General features: G+C 40.9%; 21 protein-coding genes, 8 pseudogenes and 1 riboswitch. Of the genes and pseudogenes, 1 reads left to right on the top strand and 28 read right to left on the bottom strand.

All coding sequences use genetic code 11. The annotated features are described in order from the left end of the window. Positions 1 to 62 precede the first annotated feature (62 nt). The 26 genes and pseudogenes from lhaT to PROCOU_RS16185 all read right to left on the bottom strand — a co-directional run bounded on the left by lhaT (position 63) and on the right by PROCOU_RS16185 (position 24,291). Positions 63 to 656 carry a lipoprotein heptaprenylglyceryl N-acetyltransferase LhaT gene (gene lhaT / locus PROCOU_RS00140; protein ID WP_036068897.1) on the bottom strand — a complete coding sequence of 198 codons (594 nt, stop codon included), beginning with the start codon at positions 654 to 656 and terminating at the stop codon, positions 63 to 65. Positions 657 to 756: 100 nt separating this feature from the next. Next, positions 757 to 1,290, bottom strand: a complete 534-nt coding sequence (locus PROCOU_RS00135) for a ReoY family proteolytic degradation factor (RefSeq protein ID WP_036068896.1) — start codon at positions 1,288 to 1,290, stop codon at positions 757 to 759. 30 nt (positions 1,291 to 1,320) lie between these two features. Next, positions 1,321 to 2,573, bottom strand: a pseudogene (locus PROCOU_RS00130) (tetratricopeptide repeat protein). A 313-nt stretch (positions 2,574 to 2,886) separates the two neighbouring features. Further along, complete coding sequence (gene aroA / locus PROCOU_RS00125; protein WP_036068895.1) at positions 2,887 to 4,161, bottom strand: 3-phosphoshikimate 1-carboxyvinyltransferase; 1,275 nt, start codon at positions 4,159 to 4,161, stop codon at positions 2,887 to 2,889. A 10-nt stretch (positions 4,162 to 4,171) separates the two neighbouring features. Continuing rightward, positions 4,172 to 5,275 (bottom strand): annotated as a pseudogene (locus PROCOU_RS00120) (prephenate dehydrogenase). A 13-nt stretch (positions 5,276 to 5,288) separates the two neighbouring features. Continuing rightward, positions 5,289 to 6,374, bottom strand: coding sequence for a histidinol-phosphate transaminase (gene hisC, locus PROCOU_RS00115; RefSeq protein ID WP_036068894.1), 1,086 nt, complete (start codon positions 6,372 to 6,374; stop codon positions 5,289 to 5,291). Positions 6,375 to 6,386: 12 nt separating this feature from the next. Next, on the bottom strand, positions 6,387 to 6,749 hold the full coding sequence (gene aroH / locus PROCOU_RS00110; RefSeq protein ID WP_036068917.1) for a chorismate mutase: 363 nt from the start codon (positions 6,747 to 6,749) through the stop codon (positions 6,387 to 6,389). Then, complete coding sequence (aroB, locus tag PROCOU_RS00105) at positions 6,749 to 7,840, bottom strand: 3-dehydroquinate synthase (RefSeq protein ID WP_036068892.1); 1,092 nt, start codon at positions 7,838 to 7,840, stop codon at positions 6,749 to 6,751. The genes aroH and aroB overlap by 1 nt, the downstream gene beginning before the upstream one ends. A 3-nt stretch (positions 7,841 to 7,843) precedes the next feature. Then, positions 7,844 to 9,011, bottom strand: a pseudogene (gene aroC, locus PROCOU_RS00100) (chorismate synthase). Between the two features lie 218 nt (positions 9,012 to 9,229). Further along, positions 9,230 to 9,673 (bottom strand): nucleoside-diphosphate kinase, encoded by a 444-nt coding sequence (ndk, locus tag PROCOU_RS00095; RefSeq protein ID WP_036068891.1) that lies wholly within the window; start codon positions 9,671 to 9,673, stop codon positions 9,230 to 9,232. An 11-nt stretch (positions 9,674 to 9,684) separates the two neighbouring features. Further along, complete coding sequence (gene hepT / locus PROCOU_RS00090) at positions 9,685 to 10,650, bottom strand: heptaprenyl diphosphate synthase component II (RefSeq protein ID WP_036068890.1); 966 nt, start codon at positions 10,648 to 10,650, stop codon at positions 9,685 to 9,687. 9 nt (positions 10,651 to 10,659) lie between these two features. Beyond that, complete coding sequence (locus PROCOU_RS00085) at positions 10,660 to 11,373, bottom strand: demethylmenaquinone methyltransferase (RefSeq protein WP_036068889.1); 714 nt, start codon at positions 11,371 to 11,373, stop codon at positions 10,660 to 10,662. A gap of 15 nt (positions 11,374 to 11,388) precedes the next feature. Further along, entirely contained in the window at positions 11,389 to 12,153 is a 765-nt protein-coding gene (locus PROCOU_RS00080) for a heptaprenyl diphosphate synthase component 1 (protein WP_036068888.1), read from the bottom strand. A gap of 91 nt (positions 12,154 to 12,244) precedes the next feature. Further along, positions 12,245 to 12,812, bottom strand: a pseudogene (folE, locus tag PROCOU_RS00075) (GTP cyclohydrolase I FolE). 273 nt (positions 12,813 to 13,085) lie between these two features. Further along, positions 13,086 to 13,362: pseudogene (locus PROCOU_RS00070) on the bottom strand (HU family DNA-binding protein). Between the two features lie 406 nt (positions 13,363 to 13,768). Continuing rightward, positions 13,769 to 14,756: pseudogene (locus tag PROCOU_RS00065) on the bottom strand (tyrosine-protein phosphatase). A gap of 83 nt (positions 14,757 to 14,839) precedes the next feature. Further along, positions 14,840 to 15,859 carry an NAD(P)H-dependent glycerol-3-phosphate dehydrogenase gene (locus PROCOU_RS00060; RefSeq protein ID WP_036068887.1) on the bottom strand — a complete coding sequence of 340 codons (1,020 nt, stop codon included), beginning with the start codon at positions 15,857 to 15,859 and terminating at the stop codon, positions 14,840 to 14,842. Between the two features lie 13 nt (positions 15,860 to 15,872). After that, positions 15,873 to 17,183 carry a ribosome biogenesis GTPase Der gene (gene der / locus PROCOU_RS00055; RefSeq protein WP_036068885.1) on the bottom strand — a complete coding sequence of 437 codons (1,311 nt, stop codon included), beginning with the start codon at positions 17,181 to 17,183 and terminating at the stop codon, positions 15,873 to 15,875. A 172-nt stretch (positions 17,184 to 17,355) separates the two neighbouring features. Further along, positions 17,356 to 18,504: a 30S ribosomal protein S1 gene (gene rpsA, locus PROCOU_RS00050; protein WP_036068883.1), complete on the bottom strand. Its 1,149-nt coding sequence runs from the start codon at positions 18,502 to 18,504 to the stop codon at positions 17,356 to 17,358. Positions 18,505 to 18,763: 259 nt separating this feature from the next. Beyond that, the gene (gene cmk, locus PROCOU_RS00045; protein ID WP_036068882.1) at positions 18,764 to 19,456 is read right to left on the bottom strand and encodes a (d)CMP kinase; all 693 of its coding nucleotides are present in this window, start codon (positions 19,454 to 19,456) and stop codon (positions 18,764 to 18,766) included. Between the two features lie 21 nt (positions 19,457 to 19,477). After that, a complete protein-coding gene (locus PROCOU_RS00040) occupies positions 19,478 to 20,440 on the bottom strand; it encodes an asparaginase (RefSeq protein ID WP_036068880.1) in 963 nt (320 codons plus the stop codon). An 81-nt stretch (positions 20,441 to 20,521) separates the two neighbouring features. After that, positions 20,522 to 21,277 (bottom strand): LysM peptidoglycan-binding domain-containing protein, encoded by a 756-nt coding sequence (locus PROCOU_RS00035; RefSeq protein ID WP_036068914.1) that lies wholly within the window; start codon positions 21,275 to 21,277, stop codon positions 20,522 to 20,524. Positions 21,278 to 21,293: 16 nt separating this feature from the next. Continuing rightward, the gene (locus tag PROCOU_RS00030) at positions 21,294 to 21,878 is read right to left on the bottom strand and encodes a CPBP family intramembrane glutamic endopeptidase (protein WP_036068879.1); all 585 of its coding nucleotides are present in this window, start codon (positions 21,876 to 21,878) and stop codon (positions 21,294 to 21,296) included. Between the two features lie 9 nt (positions 21,879 to 21,887). Next, positions 21,888 to 23,289 (bottom strand): annotated as a pseudogene (locus tag PROCOU_RS19140) (RecQ family ATP-dependent DNA helicase). Continuing rightward, positions 23,280 to 24,077, bottom strand: a complete 798-nt coding sequence (locus PROCOU_RS00020) for a helix-turn-helix domain-containing protein (RefSeq protein ID WP_149023593.1) — start codon at positions 24,075 to 24,077, stop codon at positions 23,280 to 23,282. The pseudogene PROCOU_RS19140 and the gene PROCOU_RS00020 overlap by 10 nt, the downstream one beginning before the upstream one ends. Next, the gene (locus PROCOU_RS16185) at positions 24,040 to 24,291 is read right to left on the bottom strand and encodes a hypothetical protein (protein WP_051993962.1); all 252 of its coding nucleotides are present in this window, start codon (positions 24,289 to 24,291) and stop codon (positions 24,040 to 24,042) included. The genes PROCOU_RS00020 and PROCOU_RS16185 overlap by 38 nt, the downstream gene beginning before the upstream one ends. A 163-nt stretch (positions 24,292 to 24,454) precedes the next feature. Between PROCOU_RS16185 and PROCOU_RS00015 the strand changes: the two genes are divergently transcribed. Next, a complete protein-coding gene (locus PROCOU_RS00015; protein WP_036068878.1) occupies positions 24,455 to 24,703 on the top strand; it encodes a ferredoxin in 249 nt (82 codons plus the stop codon). A gap of 17 nt (positions 24,704 to 24,720) precedes the next feature. On the opposite strand, the gene PROCOU_RS00010 is transcribed toward PROCOU_RS00015, so the two are convergent. Both PROCOU_RS00010 and PROCOU_RS00005 read right to left on the bottom strand, forming a co-directional pair. Continuing rightward, positions 24,721 to 25,329 carry an ECF transporter S component gene (locus PROCOU_RS00010; protein WP_036068913.1) on the bottom strand — a complete coding sequence of 203 codons (609 nt, stop codon included), beginning with the start codon at positions 25,327 to 25,329 and terminating at the stop codon, positions 24,721 to 24,723. A 247-nt stretch (positions 25,330 to 25,576) separates the two neighbouring features. Then, positions 25,577 to 25,703: riboswitch (FMN riboswitch) on the bottom strand. Between the two features lie 66 nt (positions 25,704 to 25,769). Then, positions 25,770 to 26,054 (bottom strand): annotated as a pseudogene (locus PROCOU_RS00005) (acyl-CoA thioesterase); the annotation flags it as partial.

Here is a 26,054-nt window from a genome sequence, read left to right as displayed (position 1 = left end):
CCATCCTAACTACTACGTATACCAATAATTATATAGGAGAAAGCACCAAACCTCAACACTTTTTAAGTTTCATGAGGAAATTCTAATTTAAAAGCGTTCTTTTTTAGCGTTTTTTCATAAACCGTCCACAAAACAAACATCGTCAACCAAAATGTGCAATAACCAATCGTTGTTAAATATTGATCTAATCCGCCATAAATAGGCATCTGGCCAAATAAGTAATCGATGACATCGTTATGTAACACCCAAATCGAAGCAATTGCAAAATGCTCAAACTTTATGCGATAAAACGGAGCGTAGACAAGTCCCTGTATCGCCATCAAACCATGCGACGTCAATAACATCAAACTCATCATATCTAAATAGCCCAGATTTATCATATAAGCAATATTCATACCAACAGCCCATAATCCATATTTCACCAGACAAACGAAAGCCAACGCCTCCATCAATGGCCAGTGTTTCTTCACCATCCAAGCAACCAATACAAACACAAAAAACAAAATTGCCGTGGGACTATCCGGTACAAACACCCAAAACCGTGGTTCGGTAATTTTCAATTGCGGAATATACCAAATGTATCCATATACAGCTCCCAAAAAATTAACAACAAACAGCAACCGTAAAAATGACCTATTCACTAAGTAACGATACATCCTACACCCCCGTTTAAACTCTATTTCCTATAATACCAAAAAAATTACAAAACTTAAATAAAAGCACTCACCCCATAGGAAAAGGATAAGTGCTATACATTTAATTATATTGCTTGAACCGTTCCATCAAACTTTGGAATCGCTCTTCATCATGCGCATCTAGCGCTTCATCGATTTCTAGCAACAATTTCTCTTTTGAAAAATGCTCCACAACCGTATCCAAGAACTGTGATGCCAGTTCTTTTTCCTTATCCGAAATTAACAGCTCCTCAAATGGATTGTCCTCTCGTACAAAAGCATAGCGAGGCGATGTCAAACTATCTGGGAAATGCAACTGAATATAAATATCCTCATCCCAGTTTAAACGAATATCATGAAACGCCTTCTCTGGATTTGTTGTCACAATATTTCCCTTAAAGAAACGAAACGGCTCATCATCCACCCCGAGAGCAGTGAGTACCAGTCCACGAGGGCACCCTTCCGCATTATCAACGAAGTGAACATATTTCATAATTTGATCATGACCAGCAATATAATTTAGAATCCACATAGACTCTCTAATCTTCATCTGGTGCTTATTTAATAACCATCTAACAAATTCCTTCTTGTCTTCAATGCTAATTGATGCTTCCATTTCACTCACTCCTTCCCATTAAAATGGGGATTAATAACCTAACAAACTTAAAATTTCCTCATCACCAGGCTCAAGCCTCAAATACTGAGCCAATACTTCTCCTGACTGGACCATATCTCCATCTTCTCGTAAAAATAAGCCAAACTCTTTCAAGAATGTTGGGTTCTGGATAAAATGAGGGTGCGCCAATTCATAGTTTTCTTTTGCTTTATTATAGTTATCTAATGCTTGATATGCAACACTTACGTCCCAAAAAAATTTGCGGCTCTGTAACAATTTCGCGTTCCAAAGATTCCATAAGCTCCACAACACTCTCATAATCATCCTTTTTTAAGCAAAATTTTATTCACCTCTAAAATTGCTTCAATAAACTCTGGATCAAGCGCAATCGCCTGACGGAAATAATGCTCTGCATCCGCAACCCGATCATTCTTCCAAGCTAATTTTCCAGCCTCTAAGAACAGTTCCTTATTGAATTCATCTTGTTTCAAACCATCGACCAAAGCTTCTAGTGCTTTCTCTTGTTCGCCATTTTCTTCATAACTCTTTGCAAGGTACGTATACAGTGTTGTGAATCCCGGATCATGCTCTTTCAAACGCTCCAAAGCCGAAATTGCCTTCGTGTAATCCTTCGCCTGAAAACTCGTCAATCCAAGCCCAAATAACGTATTCACATCTTCTTGTTCCACAATCGCCATCTCATAATAACGAATCGCTTCTTCAAACGACCCACTACTCGCTAAGCTCTCCGCAATTCGCTCAAAAATTTGACTCCCAGCAATCTCTGTCACACCAGCGTCAAGAACCGCCTGATAACTCTGAACCGCCGATGCGAACCTAGCCGTTGACAAATAAAACTCACCTAGCGCAAAATCAATCACTGCCTCATTTGGCAATAAACTTTTCGCCTGCTGTAACTTCGCCTCTGTCACTTCAAAAAGACCTTGCATCTGATATAAATCAGCGAGCACTAGTAAGCTCTCCGGATATGCCTCATCTTGCGCATTAACTTGTTCTAAATAAGCCATCGCACCCTCAATATCATCCTTTTCAATTGCAACCTCTGCTGCGCGAACCAGTAATTCTCCCTCATCCTTGTACTTCGCCAGCAAAAGTTCATACAAATCTTCTGCTTCCTCCAAAAAACCTAGTTGCATTAATTGTTCTGCCAACCAGTATTGTTCTTCATCCGTTCCATCCTGTAAGGTTTGCTTAAAATATTTCTGCGCCTCAGGTAAATTTTCCTGTTCTAAGGCCGCTAACATCTGCTCTGCAAATTTCATCATTTATCTCCTCACATCTATTCCTAGTTTCGTAGGCTTATTATAACGGAAAGGTCAAAACAAGTCAAACAGTCTTTTTTGATTCCATAGTTATGTTGGCTTCTTCCATCAAGTCAAACAACACTTTCTTCTTAACTATACCCTGCATCCAATCCTAGCCAAAACAAGATGTAATACCCTGAATTTCCATCCATTGCAAGTGTTACCATTGTGGTATGCACGAATCAGATCTCGTTATATAAATGGCGCATACAAAAAAAACTAAAATGTTGCGCACGTTTTTATTACGTGTACAGCATTTTAGTTTCTCAAATTAATATAAAGAGGCCACATCTTCAAAGAAATTTGGATAGGACACGTTGATAGCTTCAGCATTTTCTAAAATTACGTCTGAATCTGCAAGTAATGCTGCAATCTGTAAAGTCATTCCCATACGATGATCACCGTATGATTTCACTGTAGCACCATGCAATGCTTGCTGTCCTTCGATAATCATACCATCCTCTGTTCCAACGAGTGCTACACCCATTTTTGAAAGTTCTGCAACAACTGCATCGATACGATTCGTTTCTTTCACTTTCAGTTCTTCCGCATCTTTAATAGTTGTTTTCCCAGTTGCTTGAGAGGCTAAAAGAGCAATAACAGGTAATTCATCAATAAGACGTGGAATAATATCACCACCTATTTCAATGCCTTTTAATTCGCTTGTCTCAACAGTGATAGTTCCAGCAGGCTCATCCCCAGCAGCGCTTGTTTTTTCCACGGTAATTTTACCACCCATCGCTTTCACAACATCGATTATTCCTGTTCTCGTTGGGTTAATACCGACATTTTCTAAGCGGATTTTACTGTTAGGAACGATTAAGCCAGCAACAATAAAAAATGCTGCGGAGGAAATATCGCCTGGAACAACCACTGCTTGTCCTTGGAATTGTTGGTTGCCTGAAACACGAATCACAAGGTCATCCACTGCAACCTCACCACCAAACTGACGAATCATCTGCTCTGTATGATCCCGCGTTTTTTCTTTTTCGATAATTGTTGTTTCACCCTTTGCTTGCAGTGCAGCAAATATAATCGCACTTTTCACTTGAGCACTAGCAACAGGTAGCGTATATTCCATCGGGCGTAAGTTTGTTCCAATAACTTTCACTGGTGCAAAATTATCTTCTTTTGCTTCAAAAGCAGCACCCATTTCACGAAGCGGCTCCATCACACGCCCCATTGGACGTTTCGCAATCGATGCATCCCCTTCAATCATCGTATCAAAAGACCGCCCAGCCAAAATTCCCAACATCAGACGAATCGTTGTTCCAGAATTCCCAACATCAAGAATTCCGGCTGGCTTTTGCAGACCATCCCAGCCTTTACCGTGCACCACTATTTTGTCAGGTGATACATCAATTGTGATACCTAGAGCTCGAAATACACCAATCGTGCTTAAGCAATCTTCACCCATCAGGAAATTCGTCACCGTTGTCGTTCCCTTCGCTAAAGCACCAAACATAATACTTCTATGAGAAATCGACTTATCACCAGGAACTCGGATGGTCCCATTTAATCCTTGCTTATTCGTCATTAACTGCATCGTTATCCTCCTAAAAATGACATTGATAATGGCTATATTTTTCGATACAACGCTTCGCACGTTCTCGGTCTTTTTCATTTTGGAATGTAATCTGTAAAATACCCATGATGTCTTCTCGTGTTTCTAAGATTTTAATATTAATCAAACTAATTTCTTCTTGTGCCAGAAAACCGGTGACCTCAGAAATAACACCTGGATAATCAGGTACATCAACAAATAAATCATAAAAAGACGGAATCGCACCTTCTTGATGAACTGGTAGCGAATCACGAAATTCCTTCGCCATATCAAAAAAAATTGATAAATCCCATCACTATCTTCTTTTTCTAGCATAGCAATCGCTTCATTCATACCATCTCGCCAGTTTCCGAGCAATTTGCGTAACGTATCCTTGTTAGAAAGCGAAATATCCGTCCACATCGTTGGATCAGAAGAAGCAATCCGTGTAATATCACGAAAACCGCCTGCCGCTAAGCGAAAGGCAGCTGGGTGTTCTTGTGTGAAATCACGCGTCTGATTAACAAGTGCTGCCGCCACAATATGTGGTAAATGACTCAGCATCCCGGTTATGTTATCATGCTCCATAGCCGATAATTCTAAAAACTTCGCGTTCGTTCCTTCTAGCCATTCTCGCAAAAGCGCTATATGTTTCGGATCTTCACCTTCACTTGGCGTCAGCAAGTAGTAAGCATTTTCGAATAGCAACGATTTAGCTGCCGTCACACCACTTTTATGAGAACCCGCCATCGGATGCCCCCCAATAAACGTGTATCCCGCTTCCTGAAGCGTCGCTGCATGTTCCATCACTCGCATTTTTGTACTTCCCGTATCTGTTATCAGTAAATTGTCTTTCAATGGAAACCCTGGCAGCTCTGCTAAAAATTTTTTCTGTTTGCTGTACTGGACAACAAAAAATAAGCAGGTCTGCATCAGCAATTACATCCGCTAAATTCGTCGTTCCCTCATCGATAATACCAAGCGAATCTCCTGCTAAAATCGTTTGTTCTGAAATATCGACACCAATAATATGAGCCTTTGGATGTCGCGCACGAATACAAAGTGCGATAGATCCGCCAATCAGACCAAGTCCGACGATAACGACTGTTCCTTTCATCATCCAAAACCCCTTACTTTACTAAGTGTTGTAACAACTTGATAACTGTTGCATTTTCCGACTCTGTACCAACCGTTATCCGAACCGCTGTTGGGAAGCCAAGTGCAGAACCAGAGCGCACAATATAACCATTCTTTTCTAAATAACGGAATACATCATCTGCAGGTTGCCCAATGTCCACTAGCACAAAATTACCTTGTGAAGGATAGACAAAAACCATTTCATTTTGTGCTGCAAAAAGCTCATATTGTTTGCGACCGGCCGCATTTTTCGCACGACATTGCGCAATAAAATCTTGGTCCACCAACGCGATTTGAGCTAATTTTTGCCCCATTGTTGTGGTATTAAATGGTGGCCTCACAATATTAATTTGGCCAATAATCTCGGCGTTTGCAATGCCATAGCCAACGCGAGAGCTAGCTAAACCGTAAATCTTACTAAATGTGCGCGTAATAATAAGGTTCGAAAATTCATAAATCAGCGCCGTATGTGTTTTTGGCTGTGGTTCCACGTACTCTATATACGCCTCATCAAGCACAACTAAAACATCCTTCGGTACTTGGTGTAAAAAGTGAATAATCTCATCAAGCGCTATGTAATTGCCTGTCGGATTATTCGGATTACAAAGCCAAACGATGCTCGTTGTCTCATCAATTGCTGCAAGCATTTCCGGCAAGTTATGATCACCATTTTTCGTTAACGCAATTTCACGAACTTCTGCTCCTTCAATACACGCATTTTGACGATATTGCGGAAATGTTGGTGTTGCCATGACTGTACTCGTCTTAGGAGATAATAACGTTCGTGATAAAAGTGCAATCAATTCATCAACACCGCTTGTGAGAACAAGTTCTTCTTCCTTTACCCCGTGATATATAGCAAGCTGCGCCCGTAAGTCCGATGCCCAACCATCAGGATAGATTTCAACATTCATATCCACATTTTTCAAATAATCTGTAACTTTTTCAGAAACCCCATGCGGATTTTCATTTGAAGACAATTTCGTAATTTCCGTCAAACCAAGCTCAGCCATCACTTGTTCCTCACGCTTTCCTGGTTTGTAAGAGTGCAAGCCATTTAACGTCGTTTTCCATTTCATTCCGATTTCCTCCTACTGCGCCAAATCTGGCCGTAAAACCTTGGCGCCTTCTAGATATACGTGCACCACATCTTTTTGTACAACTTCGCCAACCTCTGCGTTTACCATCAAACGGATGCACATTGCTAGTGCCCCTGTTACCGGAATTTCCATCACACCCATCACAGGTACAAACTGAAAGCCAGCCAGCTCACGAATCGGTTTTGCAGGAAACGCCGCATTTAAATCGCTCGTTACCGACGTCAAAACAGACGAAATCACATCTGGTGTCAAATTATTCTCTGTCACGATAGCTTGGAATAATGCAACCGTCGCTTCATAAATAGCTTCCGGCGTATTCTCCACCACCGTTGTTGCCCCTCTAATACCTCTGATCATTCCTGTTCCTCCTGACTCACACGTCTGAATGTTTCTTCAATCACAGCATCCGATACTTTTTGAATTTTCGGCTTGCCAATTTCCTCAAGCAGTATCATTGTTATCTCATTGAATGTCGTTTTCTTATCATGTTTCATATTTTCTAGCAATACAGCAAAATCAAGATTCGCAGGCATTCGCACATCATAACCCAGTCCTGTAAGCCATGTAAGTAATGCCTCTTTATCAAAAGAAAGACCCATTACCTGTTCACTCATATCCAGTGCATAAACCATTCCGAACATAATCGATTCTCCGTGAAGCCATTTACCAAATTCACCGTAAGCCTCAATTGCATGTCCCATCGTATGACCAAAGTTCAAATACGCGCGAATCCCTTGCTCCGTCTCATCCTGTGACACAATTTCGGACTTAATCTCGATGCCTCGTGCCAAATAATTCGTCAAATCCACAGTATACAAATCATTTGATGTTTTGTATGCTGCCATCAATTCCGCCAGCAGCGCCGGATCTTGAATCAATGCATGCTTCACCAATTCGGCAAAGCCAGATCGCATCTCCCGTTCCGAAAGGGTTTCGAGTAAAGATGTATCATAAATCACTGCCTCTGGTTGATAAAAATTTCCAACCATATTTTTACCTAGCGGGTGATTAATCGCTACTTTTCCGCCTACTGCACTATCATGCGCCAAAACTGTCGTCGGAATTTGATAAAATGCAATACCGCGCATATAAGTTGCTGCAACAAATCCGCCTAAATCACCAATCACGCCACCACCAAAAGCAAGTAAGACTGATTTGCGATCTAGTCCAATTTCAATCGCCTTTGTCATCGCATCCTCGTACACGGAAAACGTCTTCGCACCCTCACCCGCAGGCGCCACATAATAAGTAACTTTTTCAAGCGGAGCGAGCAAATCGTTCATTTTTGCCATATGAGCTTCGGCAACATTCGCATCCGTCATCACAAATACGTGCGAAAAACGGCTCAGTTCTGAAACCAAACGCTCTGCTCGCTCGCTTAGTGCATTCTGACTAATATAGACCGAGTACACCTTATCCTTTGTCGTCACCGTGATTTCTGCCATTTTTTAAAACTCCCTTGTCATCGCGCGGTGCTCTTCCACATGCGCTCGTAGTACATCAAAACGATCACTATCAAATTTCTCCAAAATCGCTTGCGCTACTTCCCATGCCACAACAGCTTCTGCGACAACGCTAGCAGCAGGAACCGCACAACTATCCGAACGCTCCACACTTGCGTTAAATACTTCTTTCGAATCAATGTCCACGCTTTGCAATGGTTTGTAAAGCGTTGGAATTGGCTTCATGACGCCCCGAACTACAATCGGCATCCCATTCGTCATCCCGCCTTCAAAACCACCAAGATTATTCGTACGCCTCGTATAACCATCTTCCTCAGACCATAAAATCTCATCCATGACCTCGCTCCCCGGTTTACGCGCCGCTTCAAAACCAACACCAAACTCTGCACCTTTAAATGCATTAATACTCACGATAGCCTGTGCAATTTTCGCGTCCAATTTGTGATCCCATTGTACATAACTACCAAGTCCAGCAGGCACCCCACCAACGACAACTTCCACAATACCACCAATCGTATCGCCATTTTTCTTCGCTTCATCGATTTTTTTGCTTCATTTCTTCCTCTTTTGCCGTATCTAAACAACGCACAGAAGATGCCTCTGAAATCTCTTGAATCTCCTTAACCGAATAATCACGCGTCAATTCCGAACGCACTCCACCTATCTCTAACACATGCCCAGCCACTTCAATACCTAGTTCACGCAATAATTTCCGCGCAATCGCTCCTGCTGCAACTCGTACCGTTGTCTCACGTGCCGAAGATCGCTCTAATACATTGCGCATATCTCGGTGACCATATTTCATCCCACCAACCAAATCCGCATGTCCTGGACGTGGTCGAGAAACTTTGCGTGACGCTTCTTTTTCCGCTGGTACCGGTTCAATACTCATTACAGTTTCCCATTTTTTCCAATCTTTATTCTCTACAAAAATGGCGACAGGAGATCCTAACGTTTTTCCATGACGAACGCCTGCTGAAATCTGTGCACGATCCGTCTCAATTCGCATCCGCGCTCCACGTCCATGTCCACCTTGACGTCTCGTTAAGTCCTTATTAATATCTTCGGCCAAAAGAGGCATACCCGCTGGCAACCCCTCAATAATCGTCGTAAGTCCAGGTCCGTGCGATTCACCCGCTGTTAAATATCTCATTTTCTCTACTTCCTCTCTATTTTATATTCCTTTATTTCAAAAATAAGCAGTTATTATTTTAGCGCTTTAAAGTGTATGTGTGTTATCATATCATAATTTATCTTCTACGTAAACAGCTAATTGGACATAGGAGAAGCGTTCGCACTCAGAAGCTTTGCGAACTTCCGGTATTCCGGTCTTCACACCACACTCCAAATACAAACGCCTCCGCTTGATTTCTATAGCCATACATCGATTGCTCTATCGTACGAAAGCAACTCATTTGCTCCAAAAAACAACCCAATCTCACGCGTGGCACTTTCTACTGAGTCTGAACCGTGAATCACATTTCGATTCATATGCACTGCAAAATCTCCACGAATAGTTCCTTGGTGAGCGTCAAGTGGATTCGTTGTTCCCATCATCAATCGAGCAATCGCAACTGCTTCGTCGCCCTCCCAAACCATCGCAAAAACCGGTCCCGAAGTAATGAAATCTAAAAGATCTGGAAAGAAAGGCTTACCGACATGTTCCGCATAGTGTTGCTTCGCTAAATCCTCACCTATACGCATCAACTTTGCGCCGACCAATTTGAGACCTTTTTTCTCCAAGCGCGCTATCACTTCACCAATCAAGCAACGCTGGACACCATCCGGTTTTACCATCAAATACGTTCTCTCCATCTCCATACCTCCTAATACTTTCTCTTATCTAAAAACTGCACAATCTGCTTCAACGGTTTCAATTCTTTCGAAGGCGGAAACTCCGCCAAAATAGCAATCGCCTTCTGCAGATAGTTTTCAGCAATAGCCTCTGATTTTTTAATTGCCCCAGATGCTTTAATTTCCTCAATAAAAACTCGCATCTCATCCTTTGTCGTATCTTCCGTAATTTCACGTAATTTTACGGCAAAAGCCTGATCTTCCATCGCGAAAAAAACAGGTAGTGTGATATTGCCTTGCCGTAAATCCTCACCAGCTGGCTTACCAAGCGATTTTTCTGTTCCAGTAAAATCAAGAATGTCATCCGTAATTTGGAACGACATCCCGACGTAATAGCCAAACAAGAACAACTTTCGATGCCATTTCGGTTCTAACCGTGCCACAATACCGCCAAGCTGGCAACTTGCTGCAATTAAAAGAGCAGTCTTACGTTTAATTCGACGCAAATATGTCCGCACATTTTGATTAAAATTATATTTCGCACGTAATTGCTCAATCTCACCAACAGCAAGTTCCACTGTTACACTTGAAAGAACTTGATGTGCCTCTATGTTTGAGATTTTAGTCATATACTCTAACGATTTTGCGAACAAAAAATCGCCGGTATACATCGCAACGTGATTCCCCCACTTTGCCTTGATTGTTGGTCGACCACGCCTCACATCCGCATCATCCACTACATCATCATGCACAATGGATGCCATATGTATTAACTCTACCGCCACGGCCGCCTGCTCCACCAGATTCCATTCAAACTGGCCAAGTCGCGCTGTGAGACAGACGAAAATCGGTCTAATCCGCTTCCCTCCAGCGTTTAGAAGTTGTAAAGCAGCCTCCTCAATTAAAGGTGCCTGTTCAGATGCAACGGCTACGCGTAGTTCTTCTTCAATAGCCGCAACATCCGCTTGAATATTAGAATATAGAAAATTAAGTTTCATCTGCCCCACCTATTGCTCTTTCTTTTTGTACCCAAAATGCGTTGCGCTCGCCCCACCGCTATGAGGAACGTAACGAACATGATTAAATCCAGCTTCTTGAAACATGTTCGCTAACTTTTTCATACCTGGGAAATTTCGTGTGGACTCTTCTAACCATGCATATTCATCATAACTTTTGGCAAATAGTTTCCCCATCAAAGGCATCATATGACGGAAATAGAAGAAAAACAGCTGATTATAGCCTGGAATCGTTGGCGTCGATGTATCAAGGCACGTCAATAAGCCACCTGGTTTCAACACGCGATACATTTCACGTAAGACGGTCATATAATCCGGCACATTGCGAAGTCCAAAACCAATCGTTACATAATCAAATGAATTATCTGCAAATGGCAATTCCATCGCATTTCCATGCATCAAGGTAATATTAGAATACGGGGATGCCACCACTTTCTCTTGACCAACCGCTAACATGTTCTCACTGAAGTCCAATCCAATAACCGAACCTTCCACACCGACAGCCTCAGCCATCGCCAACGTCCAATCCGCTGTACCACAGCAAACATCAAGTGCCGAAGAACCAGACTTCACACGCATAAATTCCATCGTTTTTTGACGCCATCTCGCGTGCAATTGAAAACTAATCAAACTATTCATTCGATCATAGCTAGGAGAAATTTTTTCAAACACGTTATGCACTTTCTCTTCCTTCGTTTCTACCATATCATCATTTCTCCTCTATTGTCCGAGTAGCTCCTTCAAACGCTTTTCCATCATTTCAGAAATCGCTAACCCGCCCATATTTGCTTTGATTTCAGCCTTTACTGTTACAATCAAATCATCTAACCACACCGCAAAATCAGCCTGCACATTTAGAGCCATATACCCATGTTCGTAGGCTGCCTGAAATAATGAATGATTGCTAAACAGCCAATTTTTGCGTTCTGCTAAAAGATGCGTCAATAAAATAGCACGTGCTCCAACACATATAAACGCTTCATCACAATCAAAGTACGCCGCAAATCTTGAGAAAATTGCCGCTTTAGACATGATTAAATGCGTCAAATAATCCTCATCACCAGTAATATGCAGTTGGTACAGATTCGCTTTCGCTTCGTTTGTCTGCTGAACACCGCTCTGCAAAGCCGCAAGCAAATCAATCATTCCTAACTCAGATAATGCTCTGTAATACAAACTACTATAAAAATCGCCAGCAAGAACTGTTAACTGCCTTTCTTGTAACGTTTTCTGTATAGCATCGCTCGGTTCGTCAATTCCATCATGCGTATCGTGAGCTAAAATCACATATAGTGTGGCACCGATCACTTGGTGAGCCACCTTATCATCTAGATTAGTTCCTTTAATCGCCTCATGTAGCCACAACATCTGATCCTTATCCATCTTCGGCCCAGCAAAATTATCACCTAAAAACCGATATGCTGTCTGATCTAAAACAAGCGCCTCCACTTGTTTTAATTGCGCTACACCACCTTGATAACTCATTTACAAAATCCCCTTCAAATCTCGTTTAGCCTGTATCATAAATTATACCATACTACCCACAAAAATCGCTATCAGCTTTGGCTAGCACGAATCAGTTCTTAATTAATGCCATGATTTCACTACGCAACTTATCATCATTTCTAAAAGCTCCGCGAACCGCACTTGTCACCGTTCTAGCACCAGGTTTATTGACACCACGAATAGTCATACACATGTGCTCTGCTTCCAATATAACCATGACTCCCAGCGGTTTTAATTTATCCATCATTATTTCTGCAACTGTTGTTGTGATACGTTCCTGCAGCTGTGGGCGCTTACTCACATCATCCACAACGCGCGCTAATTTACTAAGCCCAGCTACTCTCCCATTCTGTGGTAAATACGCGACATGCGCGACACCAAAAAATGGCACCAAATGATGCTCACACATCGATGAAAAACGAATATCTTTTACCAAAACTAATTCTTCGTGCTGTTCTTCAAACACCGTATTAAAATGAATGGAAGGATCTTTTTTTTAATCCTGAAAATACCTCTTCATACATTCTAGCGACACGCATCGGTGTATCTAGTAATCCTTCGCGTTCTGGGTTCTCCCCAACTGCCTCTAAAATCATTTTGACTGCATCTGCAATCTTTTGTTTATCTATTTGTTCCATAATAAATCCCCTTTATAAACACGTCATTATCTACCTCGTTATTTTAACATAGCAAGCAAACTAGGTAAACGTTAATCACTTACAGACTTGCGATTAGCACTGATAAATCGGTGGCAAACTCGTGATTAAAAGATACATTCTGATACCTCAGAGACTCATTTTTAGCCATTCATAATGCAGAACTATATTTGTGAATGATGAAACTTAATTTTAGATAACAAAAAAAGGAATTCCGAGGAACTCCTTTTTTTTGTGCTTAAAAAGTGTATGTAATTATTTAACAGCTTCTTTAAGCGCTTTACCTGGTTTGAATGCAGGAACTTTGCTTGCAGGAATATCAATCTCTTCCTTCGTACGTGGGTTGCGTCCTTTACGGGCAGCACGTTCACGAACTTCAAAGTTACCAAATCCGATTAATTGAACTTTTTCACCTTTAGATAAAGAAGTTTGGATAGTTTCAAAAACAGCTTCTACAGCTTTAGCAGCGTCTTTTTTTAGAAAGATCTGCAAGTTCTGCTACGCTATTTACTAAATCAGTTTTGTTTGCCATTGTTTTTCACCTCCTTAAGAGAATAATACCAAATGAGCAGGTCTTACTTAACACTTGTATTATTCATTTTCCAAAATAAGCTAAACTTCTATGGAAATTCTAAGAAGAATTTCGGCTGGAATGGCGCTTTATCGCCGTTTCAGTGATTCTGATAAAAGATTATCACATTATCCCTACAACTGCAAGGATTTAGAAGAGAGCAGCTTTCTTTTTTACAAAGAAAAATGTCGCTTGCCTTCCTAGTCCTAGTTCGAAAACGTGATTGTATCAAGCTGTTAAGCATAATACTAACGCGAGAGACCTATAATAGCAAGTAAAAACACGCCAAATAGGAAAAATAGTTCAAATTCCTTAAAAAAAAGAGCTAAAATCCGCGCCTTTGCCTGACAACTCTAGGTTTCAACTACTACTCTCCTTCTAACATCATAGACTGGAATTTTGCTTTTTTTAGTCGTGCTAATCCCGATACCCTTTTCTAAATAAGCGTCCACCGAACCGTATTCCTTTCGCATTTCATCAAAAGCAATTTCTAAATAACCTGGCCTCGCCTCTGCCATTGGTCGAAAATGCTCTAGCTCGATTTTTTGTGTATTTCCTGAAAAAACTTCAATCAATCCTTGCATCTCACCTAGAATAGCATCCGCATATTTATTTGTAAGCTCGTAATCAGCTAAAATTGTTTTTTCTGGTACATCTAGCAATTTTAATAAAAGTGCCCCTAAAACGCCTGTCCGGTCTTTTCCAGCCGTACAGTGAAATAGAAACGGCAAATCTGCTTTATCAATAATGTATTCAAGAATTTCACGGAATCCATCCTTTGACTGTACAAAAACGCGATAGCTTTCCCCCATTAGCGGCTCATACACACGAGGATCATCAGGAATTTCCATTTTTTGTGTCTCACTAGTTTCATTTTTAGCTGTGCCAATTGGAATATGACGATTTTTGATAGTTGGAAATATTGGCGATGGTTTGGCAGCAATCTCAGCAGTACTGCGCAAATCACAAATCCATTTTATGCCCATCGTCTCTAACGTGTCGTGATCCTTAGTTGTCAGATTAGAAAGGAGTGAAGATCGGTATAATTTGCCCCATTTCACTCTTTTTCCAGCCATATTCACGTAGCCTCCAAGATCTCGAAAATTAAAACAACCCTCAAATGGTATTATTCGTTCACCAACAATTTCGCTTACTCCATCTGGTTTTTGAATGATGAAGAAAACTGGTAAATCCTCGTTCAAAAGTAAAAGGTGCGTTTCCTTATCTACTACTAGCAACTGTTTTTTTGATGCGCCAATCTCTGATGAGCGGCTTTGAAAAATTGTTGAACCAACCGGGATATCTCCTTGCGACCACGTAAGCGACAACTGGTTTCCCGTTCTTTGTGTTTGAATCATATTTATCCCTCCAAATCCATAGCTATACCTCTATACTAGCACAAAACCCCTCACAAAAAAATTTGCAAGAGGTTTCTTCATCAATATTCTTCTTTTTCAAGCTTACGATTACGTCCCATGAGACGGTCTACTGCAAGTTGAGGATTTTGATTTTCAAATAATACTTGGTAAATAGCCTCCGTAATCGGCATATCGATTTCCAGTTTTTGCGCCCACTGATGAACTGCTTTAGCTGTGCGCACACCTTCAACCACCATTCCCATGTTTTCAAGAACGCTTTCTAAGCTCTTGCCTTTTCCAAGCATATTCCCAGCACGCCAATTTCTCGAATGCACGCTCGTACATGTTACGATTAAATCACCAATACCAGTCAAGCCATAAAACGTTTGCGGATCTGCACCCGCCGTCACACCAAGCCTTGTAATCTCAGCCATGCCACGCGTCATTAACGCTGCTTTAGCGTTATCGCCATAACCAAGACCATCTGTAATACCAGCACCTAATGCGATAATATTTTTCAAAGCTCCCCCAATTTCAGCACCTATCACGTCTTCATTCGTATAAATTCGCAAATTATTATTTAAAAAAGCATCTTGTACAAACTCTGCCGCGGCTAAATCTTTACAGCTCGCGCAAAGCGTTGTTGGATGATGGCGTACAACTTCTTCAGCATGGCTTGGTCCTGATAAAACAACGACTGCAGAACGTTTTTCAGAATCAATTTCCTCTTCAATCACCTGCGTCATTCGCAAATTCGTATCAGGCTCAATCCCCTTACTCACGTGCACAAGCAGCTTTGGCTCTTTTAAGGCGTTATTTAGCTGACTACAAACAATCCTCATGGCGCTCGTTGGAATAGCAATAACAATCATTTCCGCACCTTCTAATGCTTCTTCCAATACGAGAGTCGCTCGCATGCTTGGTGAAAGCGTCATATCAGGAAGATAATGTTGATTGGTATGCTTCGTATTCAGTTCTTCAACCACTTCCGAGTGATTTCCCCAAATAACAACATCATGCCCATTTTCAATCAAAACCAGTGCCAAACCAGTCCCCCAGCTTCCCGCACCGAGAACAGCAATCTTTTGTTTTTTCGTCATTAAATTCTCTCCTTTACTTTCTTTGGCGTGCTATTAAGCGTATTGGCGTGCCATCAAACGGAAAAGCTTCACGAATTCGATTTTCTAGGAATCGTTCGTAAGAGAAGTGCATCATTTCTGGTTCATTTACAAAGACTACAAATGTTGGTGGTCGTATCGCAACCTGCGTCGTGTAGTAAATTTTCAAGCGTTTACCTTTGTCCATTGGTGATGGATTCATCGCTACAGCATCCATGATAACATCGTTCAAAAGACTTGATTGTACGCGTAAGGAATGATTATTACTAATGTCATTAATCATTGGGAATAAGTTAGTCAAGCGTTGCTTCGTTACAGCTGATACAAAAACAATCGGCGCATAAGATAGAAATACGAATTGTTCTCGAATATCTTCAATAAATGCATTCATCGTTTTTTCATCTTTTTCAATTGCATCCCATTTATTTACAACGATTAAAATTCCGCGCCCCGCTTCATGTGCGTAGCCAGCAATTCGTTTATCTTGCTCACGAATTCCTTCTTCAGCATTTAGCACGACTAAAACTACATCGCTTCGCTCAATCGCTCGCATCGCTCGCAACACGCTATATTTCTCTGTTGATTCATAAACTTTTCCACGCTTACGCATACCAGCCGTATCAATCATCACATACTCTTGTCCATCAAATTCATACGGTGTATCAATCGCATCACGTGTCGTTCCAGCAACATCAGAAACAATGACACGCTGCTCGCCTAATAAAGCGTTCAAGATAGATGATTTACCTACATTAGGACGTCCGATAAGAGAGAATTTAATAACATTTTCATCGTACTCTTCTTCCCCACGTTCTGGGAATTTTTTAAATACATCATCTAGTAAATCGCCAAGTCCCAAGCCATGTGATCCCGAAATTGGGAATGGTTCACCAAACCCAAGCGAATAAAAGTCATAAATCTGGTCACGCATTTCGGGATTATCGACCTTATTAACAGCTAAAACGATCGGTTTTTTTGATCTGTATAAAATTTTGGCCACTTGTTCATCGGCATCTGTTACACCTTCACGACCATTTGTAATAAAAATAATAACATCTGCTTCATCAATTGCAATCTCAGCCTGCGCCTTGATTTGCGCTAAAAATGGCTCATCTCCTAAATCAATTCCACCTGTATCAATAATATTAAAATCACGTCCAAGCCAGTCAGCCGAATTATAAATCCGGTCCCGGGTGACACCTGGAATATCCTCCACAATCGAAACACGTTCCCCAACGATGCGGTTGAAAATAGTGGACTTGCCGACGTTCGGACGCCCAACAATTGCTACTACTGGTTTAACCATTATTTCACCTTCTTTTTCTTTAAATTACTTCAGACTTTCTTTAGTTTAACAGTAAACAGGACTAGTATCAACTTAAATTTCACAAATAAAAAGCGGGGAGCTACATAGCACGCAAACAATACGTGATACTAGCTTCCCGCCCCAGCGGATAAAAAGATGAATACTTTATCGCTTATTTATCATCTGTTGTTTTTAAGTCTTTTAGTTTATCGCCTATTAAATCACCAAGTTGGAATCCAGTGTTTTCCTCTGGCAATTCATAATCAGAAACCTCAGCAGGTGCTTCTGTCAACTCTTTAATGCTAAGCGACAAACGTTTGTCTGCTTCATTTACATCCAGAACTTTCACTTCAATTTCCTGACCCTCTTTTAACACTTCTTGAGGTGTACCAATGTGTTGATGTGAGATTTGTGAAATGTGAACTAATCCTTCGACACCTGGGAAAATTTCAACAAAGGCACCAAATGTTACAAGGCGCGCTACTTTTCCTTTCAAAACAGAACCTACTGGCGCTTTTTCAGAGATATCATCCCATGGGCCAGGTTGCGTTTCTTTGATAGATAGGGAAATACGCTCGTTCGCTGGATCAACACCGATAACTTTAACAGTTACAGTTTGTCCTTCTGCTAAAACATCAGATGGTGATGCGATATGTTGGTAAGAAATCTGAGAAATATGCACCAAACCATCAATGCCATTCATATCGACGAAAGCACCAAAGCTCGTTAAACGTTGCACTGTACCTTCGACAACATCACCTTCTTTAATTTCATTCAAACGCTCTTGTTTTTTGCCGGATTTCTCAGCTTCAACAACAGCACGATGCGATAAAATCACACGATTGTTCTCTGGCTCAAATTCCACGACTTTAAACGTCAATGTTTGATCTTTGTACGGCGCGAAATCCTCCACAAAGTGATCTTCTACAAGGGATGCTGGAACGAATGCACGCACACCAAGATCTACTACTAAGCCGCCCTTGACAACATCATTAACGACTGCTTCAAACACTTCACCAGATTCGAATTTTGCTTTAATATCATCGACAGATTGAAGCGCATCTACTTTACGTTTAGATAATACCAATACATCATCTTCTACTTTCAAAACGATTAAATCTAATGTATCGCCAACACTAGCAACATCAGATGCTTGCTCAATATGAACATTAGATAATTCACTGATTGGGACAACACCATCTAATTTGGAATCAGGAATACCAACGTAAACCTGTTTATCCTCTACACTAGTAACAGTACCTGTGACTTTGTCGCCTTCTTCAAAATTTCTAACTTCTACATCATTTAACTCTTCAGACATGCATAGCCCTCCTCTAAAAACGTTTATCGTAAGCTAGGATTTCCCCAAGATTGACTGTTTCAAGAATAAAGTAAACGCAAAAAGCGATAAAATAACCATGAATACGATACAATCTAACATTGGTTACAAAAATCCTGTTAACGAGATAAATTCTCTCTCTACTAACTTCCTACAAATACGTTCATTTGTCAAGTTTTTTAAGTCGATTTTACGTGATTTTTCTTACTAAAATGAAAATAATTCGCAAATCTAGACTTCCCTAAAAATTGTATAGACTTACTCCGCGATTTTTTTCTTCCGCTAACCGTTGGATTTCCGTTGCTACTTCTGCAATAGTCATCGATGTTGTATCGAGTTCAATCGCATCTTCTGCCTTCTGCAAAGGTGAGTGCTCTCTTGTGTAATCGAGATAATCGCGTTCTTCTATTTCTTTTTTTAATTGTTCTAAATCGCTCGGAAAACCTTTAGCAACATTTTCTTTATAGCGACGTTCCGCACGCTCACTCACACTTGCTAGCAAAAATATTTTTAACTCCGCTCCTGGTAAAACGGCCGTGCCGATATCTCGCCCGTCCATTACAATACCGCCCTCTGTCGCAAACACTTGCTGACGCTTCTGTAACTCTTCACGAACAACAGGATGCGCCGCAACTTCCGATACATTTGCCGTTACTTCCAACGACCGAATAACTTCCGTCACATTTTCCCCATTGATAAAAACTTGCTGTACTTCTCCTGGCTCAAAACGAATGGATGTTTCCTCCAACATTTTGCCCAGTGTTGTAGCGTCATCAAGCGCTATGTTTTGCGAGATAGCTGCATAAGTAACAGCACGGTACATCGCTCCGGTATCGATATAAATGTAGCGTAATTCCTTCGCAACAATTTTTGCCACTGTGCTTTTCCCTGCAGCGGCTGGGCCATCAATCGCGATACAAATCTTTTTACTCATTATTATGGGTCGACTCCTTCATCATCTAAAATTGGTTTGGCAAATTTCTTCCTCTGCAGCAATTAAGACTGCCAATTTCATGCGCGCTTTTTTGCTGTCGTAATCTTTTCCGAGAATGACTCCCTTTTTATATAGATCATACGTACTACCTTCATAATCATACGTCGTATAGACATTTCCTTCTTCCGCACTCGTTGAAATGACAATTGGAATATCAGCAGCTAGGGCTCGCTCAATAGCAGGCATCATTCTAGGCGCCACTTGGCCACGCCCTACACCTTCCAAGACAATGCCATTTGCCCCGGCCTCACGCGCAGCATCAATAAATAAGCCATCCGCCTCTAAATAACATTTCACGATATAGACAGAAGGCATCGCTCGCTTAATCAAGTATGATTCGTGCTCTACTGGCTTTTGGTACAGAAAAACTTGGTCATTATCGATGATTCCTAAGTAACCAAAGCCAAATGCACCGAACCCTTGAATATTAGAAGCATGTACTTTTTTAACATAGCGCGCTGCAAAAATACGTTCATTAAAAACGACGACTGTCCCTGTGTCACGAAGTTCTCCCGCACTCGCTGTAAAAATCGCATGGCGAATATTAATATATGCATCCGACCCCGCTTCACCTGGTGCCCGTTGCGACCCAGTCACAACAACTGGCCTCACATCACTAATCACTAAATCTAAAAAGTAAGCCGTTTCTTCCAAAGAATCAGTTCCATGCGTCACAACGACCCCATCATATGTATCATCCTCAAAAATCTGCATCACCAAATTCTTTAGTGATAGTAAATCTTGAAATGTAATATGCATCGATGGTAGCTGGAATGTCGAAAAAATATCAATCTGAATTTCTGCGGGCAACTCACAAAGTTCTGCCAGCTCTTGTCCTGAGAGTTCACCTGAGGCCAAGCGTCCCGACTCTGTTTTCGTACTCGCAATCGTTCCACCAGTCGTAATTAGAGCTACTTTTGCCAACAAACACACCTTACTTTCCAGAAAAAAATCGAGAAAAACGGTTCTCTGTCATTCTCGATTTTCTTTATTTTTTTCACAAACTTATTGTGGAATCCTAAGCACTGTGCCAATTGGTACATTATCATTTGTAATACCGTTTGCTTGCTTAATTTTTGCAACATTAGCAGCTACGTTCGAATTGCCATAAGCTTGACGTGCAATTTTGTATAACGTATCACCGGCAACGACTGTATGTGAGGCTTTGGCTTCTGCGGCAGCCTTTGCTGCTTCATCCTCTTCTTTTTGTCTTGCTTCTGCTGCCAATCGATCTTGCTCTGCTTTTTGAGCTGCGGCCTCCGCTTCTTGTTTACGCGTCTCCTCAGCTTTTGCAGCTGCAATACGATCTTGCTCCGCTTTTTGGGCCGCGGCTTTTTGAGCTTCTTCTTCTTTTTTCTTCGCTTCTTCTGCTTGCTGTTTCTCTAAAGCAGCTTTTTTGTCAGCCGCTTCTTTTGCCTTAGCATCAGCTGCTGCTTTCTCTCTTGCTTCTTTTAGTTTCTCTTCATTACTTGCAATATTTACTTCTTTAGGTTTCGTTGTCGTCTCAGTTTGCGCATTCTCCGTTGTTACTTTGTCTTCACTATTAGAGCCAAAATTAAGCACGAATAGGTACACACCTAAGCACACAATTGGAATAAGCAAAAAGAAAATAATTAATAAATTCAATATTGGGTAGCGGAAAATTGCTTTCTTTGATTTATTAGCACGTCTGCTTTGGGAGCGTGATGGAATCGAATCAATATAATCATCATCGTACTCTTCACCTAATTGCTTAAACTCTTGATCGTCGTTTCTACCCATATTTTCGTCTTCTTTCTTAACCACGCGCGACCCCTCCTTTATTCTGATATCTATTTCTCATATCTAACGCACCAATAAAATTGAAAACGATGTGAAAGATTATTACAGCGATTAAATTCTGATTACTAAATTGAAATAGTCCTGCAATAATTATACTAGTTATTATAACATTGAACAACAGATATACTTTAATTAAATATCGAAAATGTACAAGCACGAATAAAATAACACTCGCCCAAAAACCAAAATAAAATTGGATTATACCACGGAAAACAAGCTCCTCCGCGACACCAATCAGACAACATAGCAAAAATATATCCAGCAGTTTTCGATTGTGAAAGATTAACTGGTTCAAACCACCGTCATCCGTCACTCGCTCTGGCAATAAGCGATCCAGCCAAACATTCAAGCTTCCCAAACCAATCCCTAAAATTAGCCCATAGATAGCTCCAGTCCAGTCAAAGCTTATTTGTCCTAACCAATTCAAAATACCAGTACTGATAAAAATAATACCAATTCCGAGTAGAATTAACAACCCATTTTGCCATAAAAAAATACTTGTTATTTCTTTTTTTGTCATATATTTTATTTTCCCGACCATATTTTATCCTCATCTCAATAAGTAATCCAAATATTCCTGCCACCCTTGCTGTACTTCTATTGCCTCATTCTCACCTTCAAAATCAGAAAGATTTACGCCACAGATATCACAACATTTAGACACGATATCGTCCTTTGCAACCTCCTCAAAATAGTTATGAACAAATCGGCGCCGGCACGTAATCCCCTTGATAAAATTCAAAAGTGTGAACAGATTTTCACGTTTCCAACGCTTACGAAACTGAATTTTTTCCTTAATTCTTTCAGGCGTCAAACCAAGCTCACGATAAAACTCCAAAAATCGTCGTTCCGTTATGGGTAATTGTTCTGTTAATGCAGAGCTAAGATATACTAATTCTTCTTCCGGCAAATCTCTATCTTGCAATTGCAACTGAATTGCCTCATCACCATCTGCGTATAGCAAAATCGCAATACTTGGTGCACCATCTCTTCCTGCACGCCCAATCTCTTGCAAATACGCCTCTAAATCACCCGGCATATGAAAATGAATTATAAAGCGAACATCCCCTTTATCAACCCCCATCCCGAATGCACTCGTCGCACAAATAAGATGCAACTGATTTTGAATAAATTGTTGCTGAATTGTTACCCGATCCTCCCCACTCATGTCCCCGTGGTAAAAAGCCGTACGCAGTCCGTGATGTTCCGCAATTTCGTAAGCATATCGTTCTGCCAATCTCTTACTAGAAAAATAAATGATACCTGGACCTTTTAGAGACCCCGCTAACTTCAAAAGCTGCGTTTGTTTCTCAAATTTAGACTCCACCTTTTGCACAACTATAGCGATGTTTGGTCGGTCTACAGAGTGAATCACATCGATACACGACGCCAAGCGTAATTGTGTTTTAATGTCTGCTCGTACTTTTTTTCGTAGCCGTCGCTGTCAAAACCAGCGTCGTCGGTGAGCCAAGTTCCTCCCGAACAGCACCAAGCTCTAAATAATCGGGTCTAAAATCATGCCCCCACTGCGAAATGCAATGCGCTTCATCAACGACAAAAAGTCCAATAGTCAGACGCTGTATTGCCATCCGAATCTTTCTATTCCCCAACATTTCCGGAGATATAAAAATAAATTTGTACCTCGACAAATCAGCTAGCGCACACTGCTTCTCTTCCAAACTAAGAAAACTATTGAGTGCAATAACACGTTTTTCCCCGTTCGCACGCATTCGCTCCACTTGGTCCTGCATTAGCGACAAAAGCGGCGATACAATCAAAACTACCCCCTCAAGTAAATATCCTGACAATTGATAACACACCGTTTTCCCAGTTCCTGTGGGCAGCATTGCAAAACAATCATTTCCATCCAACACATGGGCTACAACCTCTCGCTGACCAACTCTAAAATTACTAAACCCTAAAAATTGTTCTAATTCCCGCTCTAACTGCATATCATGTCGCTCCTTTTAGCAATCAGTGCTAATCGAATTTGAAAATAATCTAATGTTGGAAAAGCTTGTTTTATATCTTTCAATGATTGCCATTTTCGGTCTGAAATAGCTGTAATTGTGCTACGGTCTACCCAAGAATATACGCTAAATTCAGGTATAGTCGCAGCAATTTCAACAATATGATCTTGAATCGTACTCTCTTTCAAATTCCTCCTTACCGCCAGTTTTTCAAATGAAACGCCTTGCTCGGTAAGTTGCCAGGTTTTTCGAGCCGAACTCGTCAAACCTTGCACAGCATTTGGCATGAGTGTATCTAAAAGCGGAAAGTTCTGCGTCATCTTTGCAAACAAATAATGCAAACCATTTAGCCATTCAAAATAATAATCCCAAGGCGTACAGCCAAGTTCCTCTGCCACCTGAAGTGCTGTTTTTCCAATATAATTCCCGCCAGAAAAGCGCGGAACATAAAGCGCGCCGTTCACTTCACATAACCACTCCTCTAATTCCAAATAAAAACGACCACGCACTACCTCTTTTGTACTTTCCGTTAAATGCCCAGCTAGCCAATATTTTACTGCTAACTGCGCTACATCATCACGCACAATTGGAAAATAATGCTTCACACCATGCTTAAAGTTACTCAAAACCTGAATCACCAAAAGCAACCGTTCAAAAAAGGAGTTCGTTCGATTTTGATATGCAAAACCATCTATATACGGAAAGCGCGTCCTAAATGATATCTCTGCCTCCTTAAGCAATCCAACGCCATCTTCTGCAATCGTAAGCAATCCTTTTTTTTCGCAGCCGTTCTAATCTAGCATCGAAGTTTGTTTGTTTAAGCATCGGCACACAACCAAATAATGGTGTCACATCAAATAAATGTGAATCCTGCACCGCTTGACCGGTGCGCTTCCCCGTTACCACAGCAAACAAAAAAGCCGATTTTCGCTTCAATGGAAAAGCTGCAATAACTGCCAATAAATAGTTATCTAATTCATCCATACCAATCAGCTCCTTTCCCGCATTCTTTTCACCTATTCTAACACGAAAACACCTGTTCGACACCTTATTTTACAAAATAAATTTATACCCCCTTATTTACAGAAGTTGCAAATGGTTCTATAATATCAAAATGAGCCCAAAACTCAGGAGGTATCAAAAACCCATGAAATATACTATCGTCGACCAATCTACGTGTATCGCTTGTGGAGCCTGTTCCATTCATGCGCCTTCTATTTTCGACTACAATGATGAAGGCCTGGCATACAATACACTCGACGACAACACTGGCAATAACCCTATTCCCCTACAATTCGAAAATACGGCAATAGACGCCGAAGAGGCCTGTCCCTCTCTGTCCATAAAAATAGCGGATCACCCATTTGAAGGCAATCCACTAAAATTCGAATCATAATTATACGTAGAAAAGCATTACACCATACCGTGATGCTTTTTATCTTTTTTTATTTTTAATTTTACAATCGTATTTTTCAAAATCCATGATTGCATTCTGCCGTAAACAAGGGTAAATACTACTCCAACAACAATACCTTTTAATAAATTAAACGGTAGAATAGCAGTTGTAACAAGTGTTGCAATATTCGTTCCAGCAGGTAAACCACCAACCTTGATATAAAACGGCAGAAGGATAAAGTAATTGAACAACGACATCATCACCGTCATTGTAATCGCTCCAATTCCAGCACCTAAAATCATCGCTTTTGTTGAGCGTGCGTAGCGGAAAACATAATAAATTGGTAACACAAAACAAATACCCGACAAGAAGTTCGCCAACTCTCCAATAGGGACTCCGACAAAGCTCCCTGTTACTAAATATTCCAACACATTCTTCACAAATTCAATCAAAATAATTGCTAGCGGCCCAAATAATAAACCGCCAATAATAGCAGGAATATCACTGAAATCCAATTTCAAAAATGGTGCGCTTGGCAATAATGGGAACTGGATTAACATGATGACAAACGCCACCGCCCCCAATACTGCGATACTTACAAATGTCTTTAAAGAATACTTCTTCACCAAAATCACTTCTCCTTAGATGTTCATCCTAAGAATCTGCGGTTTCCCTTTATTCACACCGTACACTACGCGAAAAAAAATCCCCCGAAAAAAGCATTCGAGGGATGGTATGTGAAATTCCAAACAAGTTAGGTACATTCAAATAAGACTTCATAAACCACAAAAAAACAGTAGTTTAAAAATGTCCAATCCAAACAGACCATTACAAGTCAATTTTTCAAGTAGGGACGCCAAAAAACAAGCGAACCAACATCTCCTCCCATCCAGACTATACTGTCGGTTTTGGAATTACACCAAATCAACCATCTCAAAAAAGAAACAGTTCGTGGACTTTAACCACCGGTCGGGAATTACACCCTGCCCCGAAGATGAACTATATTTTATTGTATTACTCCCGTATTGTACCATAAGCCATACCTACATGCAAAACTAGTTGCTCTTTACCCCCATGGAATTTCAGTGGATAACGATGCCGCAAGCTCACGACTTTGTTTTAAACGCCTTTTACGAGCCAAACTTCGCTCCTCCGCGTCCCTGCTAATCATCTTCTCTTCCTCTGATTGAGGCTGAACGGTCGGAACTTCGACTGTTTTCCCATTATCATCAATAGCTACAAACGTCAAAAAAGAAGTAGCTGCTAAATAACGCTCACCATTTTTTTTAGATTCTCAGCAATGACTTTAACGAAAATTTCCATTGAAGAGCGCCCCGTAGACGCCACATAG

It is taken from the genome of Listeria rocourtiae FSL F6-920 (assembly GCF_000525975.1).
Taxonomy (GTDB): Bacteria; Bacillota; Bacilli; order Lactobacillales; family Listeriaceae; genus Listeria_A; species Listeria_A rocourtiae.
This window is presented reverse-complemented; position numbering and strand designations above follow the sequence as displayed.

Excerpts from the sequence above, each read along its gene's own strand:
- lhaT (WP_036068897.1), bottom strand. The coding sequence starts at position 656 with ATGTATCGTTACTTAGTGAATAGGTCATTTTTACGGTTGCTGTTTGTT.
- PROCOU_RS00135 (WP_036068896.1), bottom strand. The coding sequence starts at position 1,290 with ATGGAAGCATCAATTAGCATTGAAGACAAGAAGGAATTTGTTAGATGG.
- aroA (WP_036068895.1), bottom strand. The coding sequence starts at position 4,161 with ATGCAGTTAATGACGAATAAGCAAGGATTAAATGGGACCATCCGAGTT.
- hisC (WP_036068894.1), bottom strand. The coding sequence starts at position 6,374 with ATGAAATGGAAAACGACGTTAAATGGCTTGCACTCTTACAAACCAGGA.
- aroB (WP_036068892.1), bottom strand. The coding sequence starts at position 7,840 with ATGGCAGAAATCACGGTGACGACAAAGGATAAGGTGTACTCGGTCTAT.
- ndk (WP_036068891.1), bottom strand. The coding sequence starts at position 9,673 with ATGGAGAGAACGTATTTGATGGTAAAACCGGATGGTGTCCAGCGTTGC.
- hepT (WP_036068890.1), bottom strand. The coding sequence starts at position 10,650 with ATGAAACTTAATTTTCTATATTCTAATATTCAAGCGGATGTTGCGGCT.
- PROCOU_RS00085 (WP_036068889.1), bottom strand. The coding sequence starts at position 11,373 with ATGGTAGAAACGAAGGAAGAGAAAGTGCATAACGTGTTTGAAAAAATT.
- PROCOU_RS00080 (WP_036068888.1), bottom strand. The coding sequence starts at position 12,153 with ATGAGTTATCAAGGTGGTGTAGCGCAATTAAAACAAGTGGAGGCGCTT.
- PROCOU_RS00060 (WP_036068887.1), bottom strand. The coding sequence starts at position 15,859 with ATGACGAAAAAACAAAAGATTGCTGTTCTCGGTGCGGGAAGCTGGGGG.
- der (WP_036068885.1), bottom strand. The coding sequence starts at position 17,183 with ATGGTTAAACCAGTAGTAGCAATTGTTGGGCGTCCGAACGTCGGCAAG.
- rpsA (WP_036068883.1), bottom strand. The coding sequence starts at position 18,504 with ATGTCTGAAGAGTTAAATGATGTAGAAGTTAGAAATTTTGAAGAAGGC.
- cmk (WP_036068882.1), bottom strand. The coding sequence starts at position 19,456 with ATGAGTAAAAAGATTTGTATCGCGATTGATGGCCCAGCCGCTGCAGGG.
- PROCOU_RS00035 (WP_036068914.1), bottom strand. The coding sequence starts at position 21,277 with ATGGGTAGAAACGACGATCAAGAGTTTAAGCAATTAGGTGAAGAGTAC.
- PROCOU_RS00030 (WP_036068879.1), bottom strand. The coding sequence starts at position 21,878 with ATGGTCGGGAAAATAAAATATATGACAAAAAAAGAAATAACAAGTATT.
- PROCOU_RS16185 (WP_051993962.1), bottom strand. The coding sequence starts at position 24,291 with ATGGATGAATTAGATAACTATTTATTGGCAGTTATTGCAGCTTTTCCA.
- PROCOU_RS00015 (WP_036068878.1), top strand. The coding sequence starts at position 24,455 with ATGAAATATACTATCGTCGACCAATCTACGTGTATCGCTTGTGGAGCC.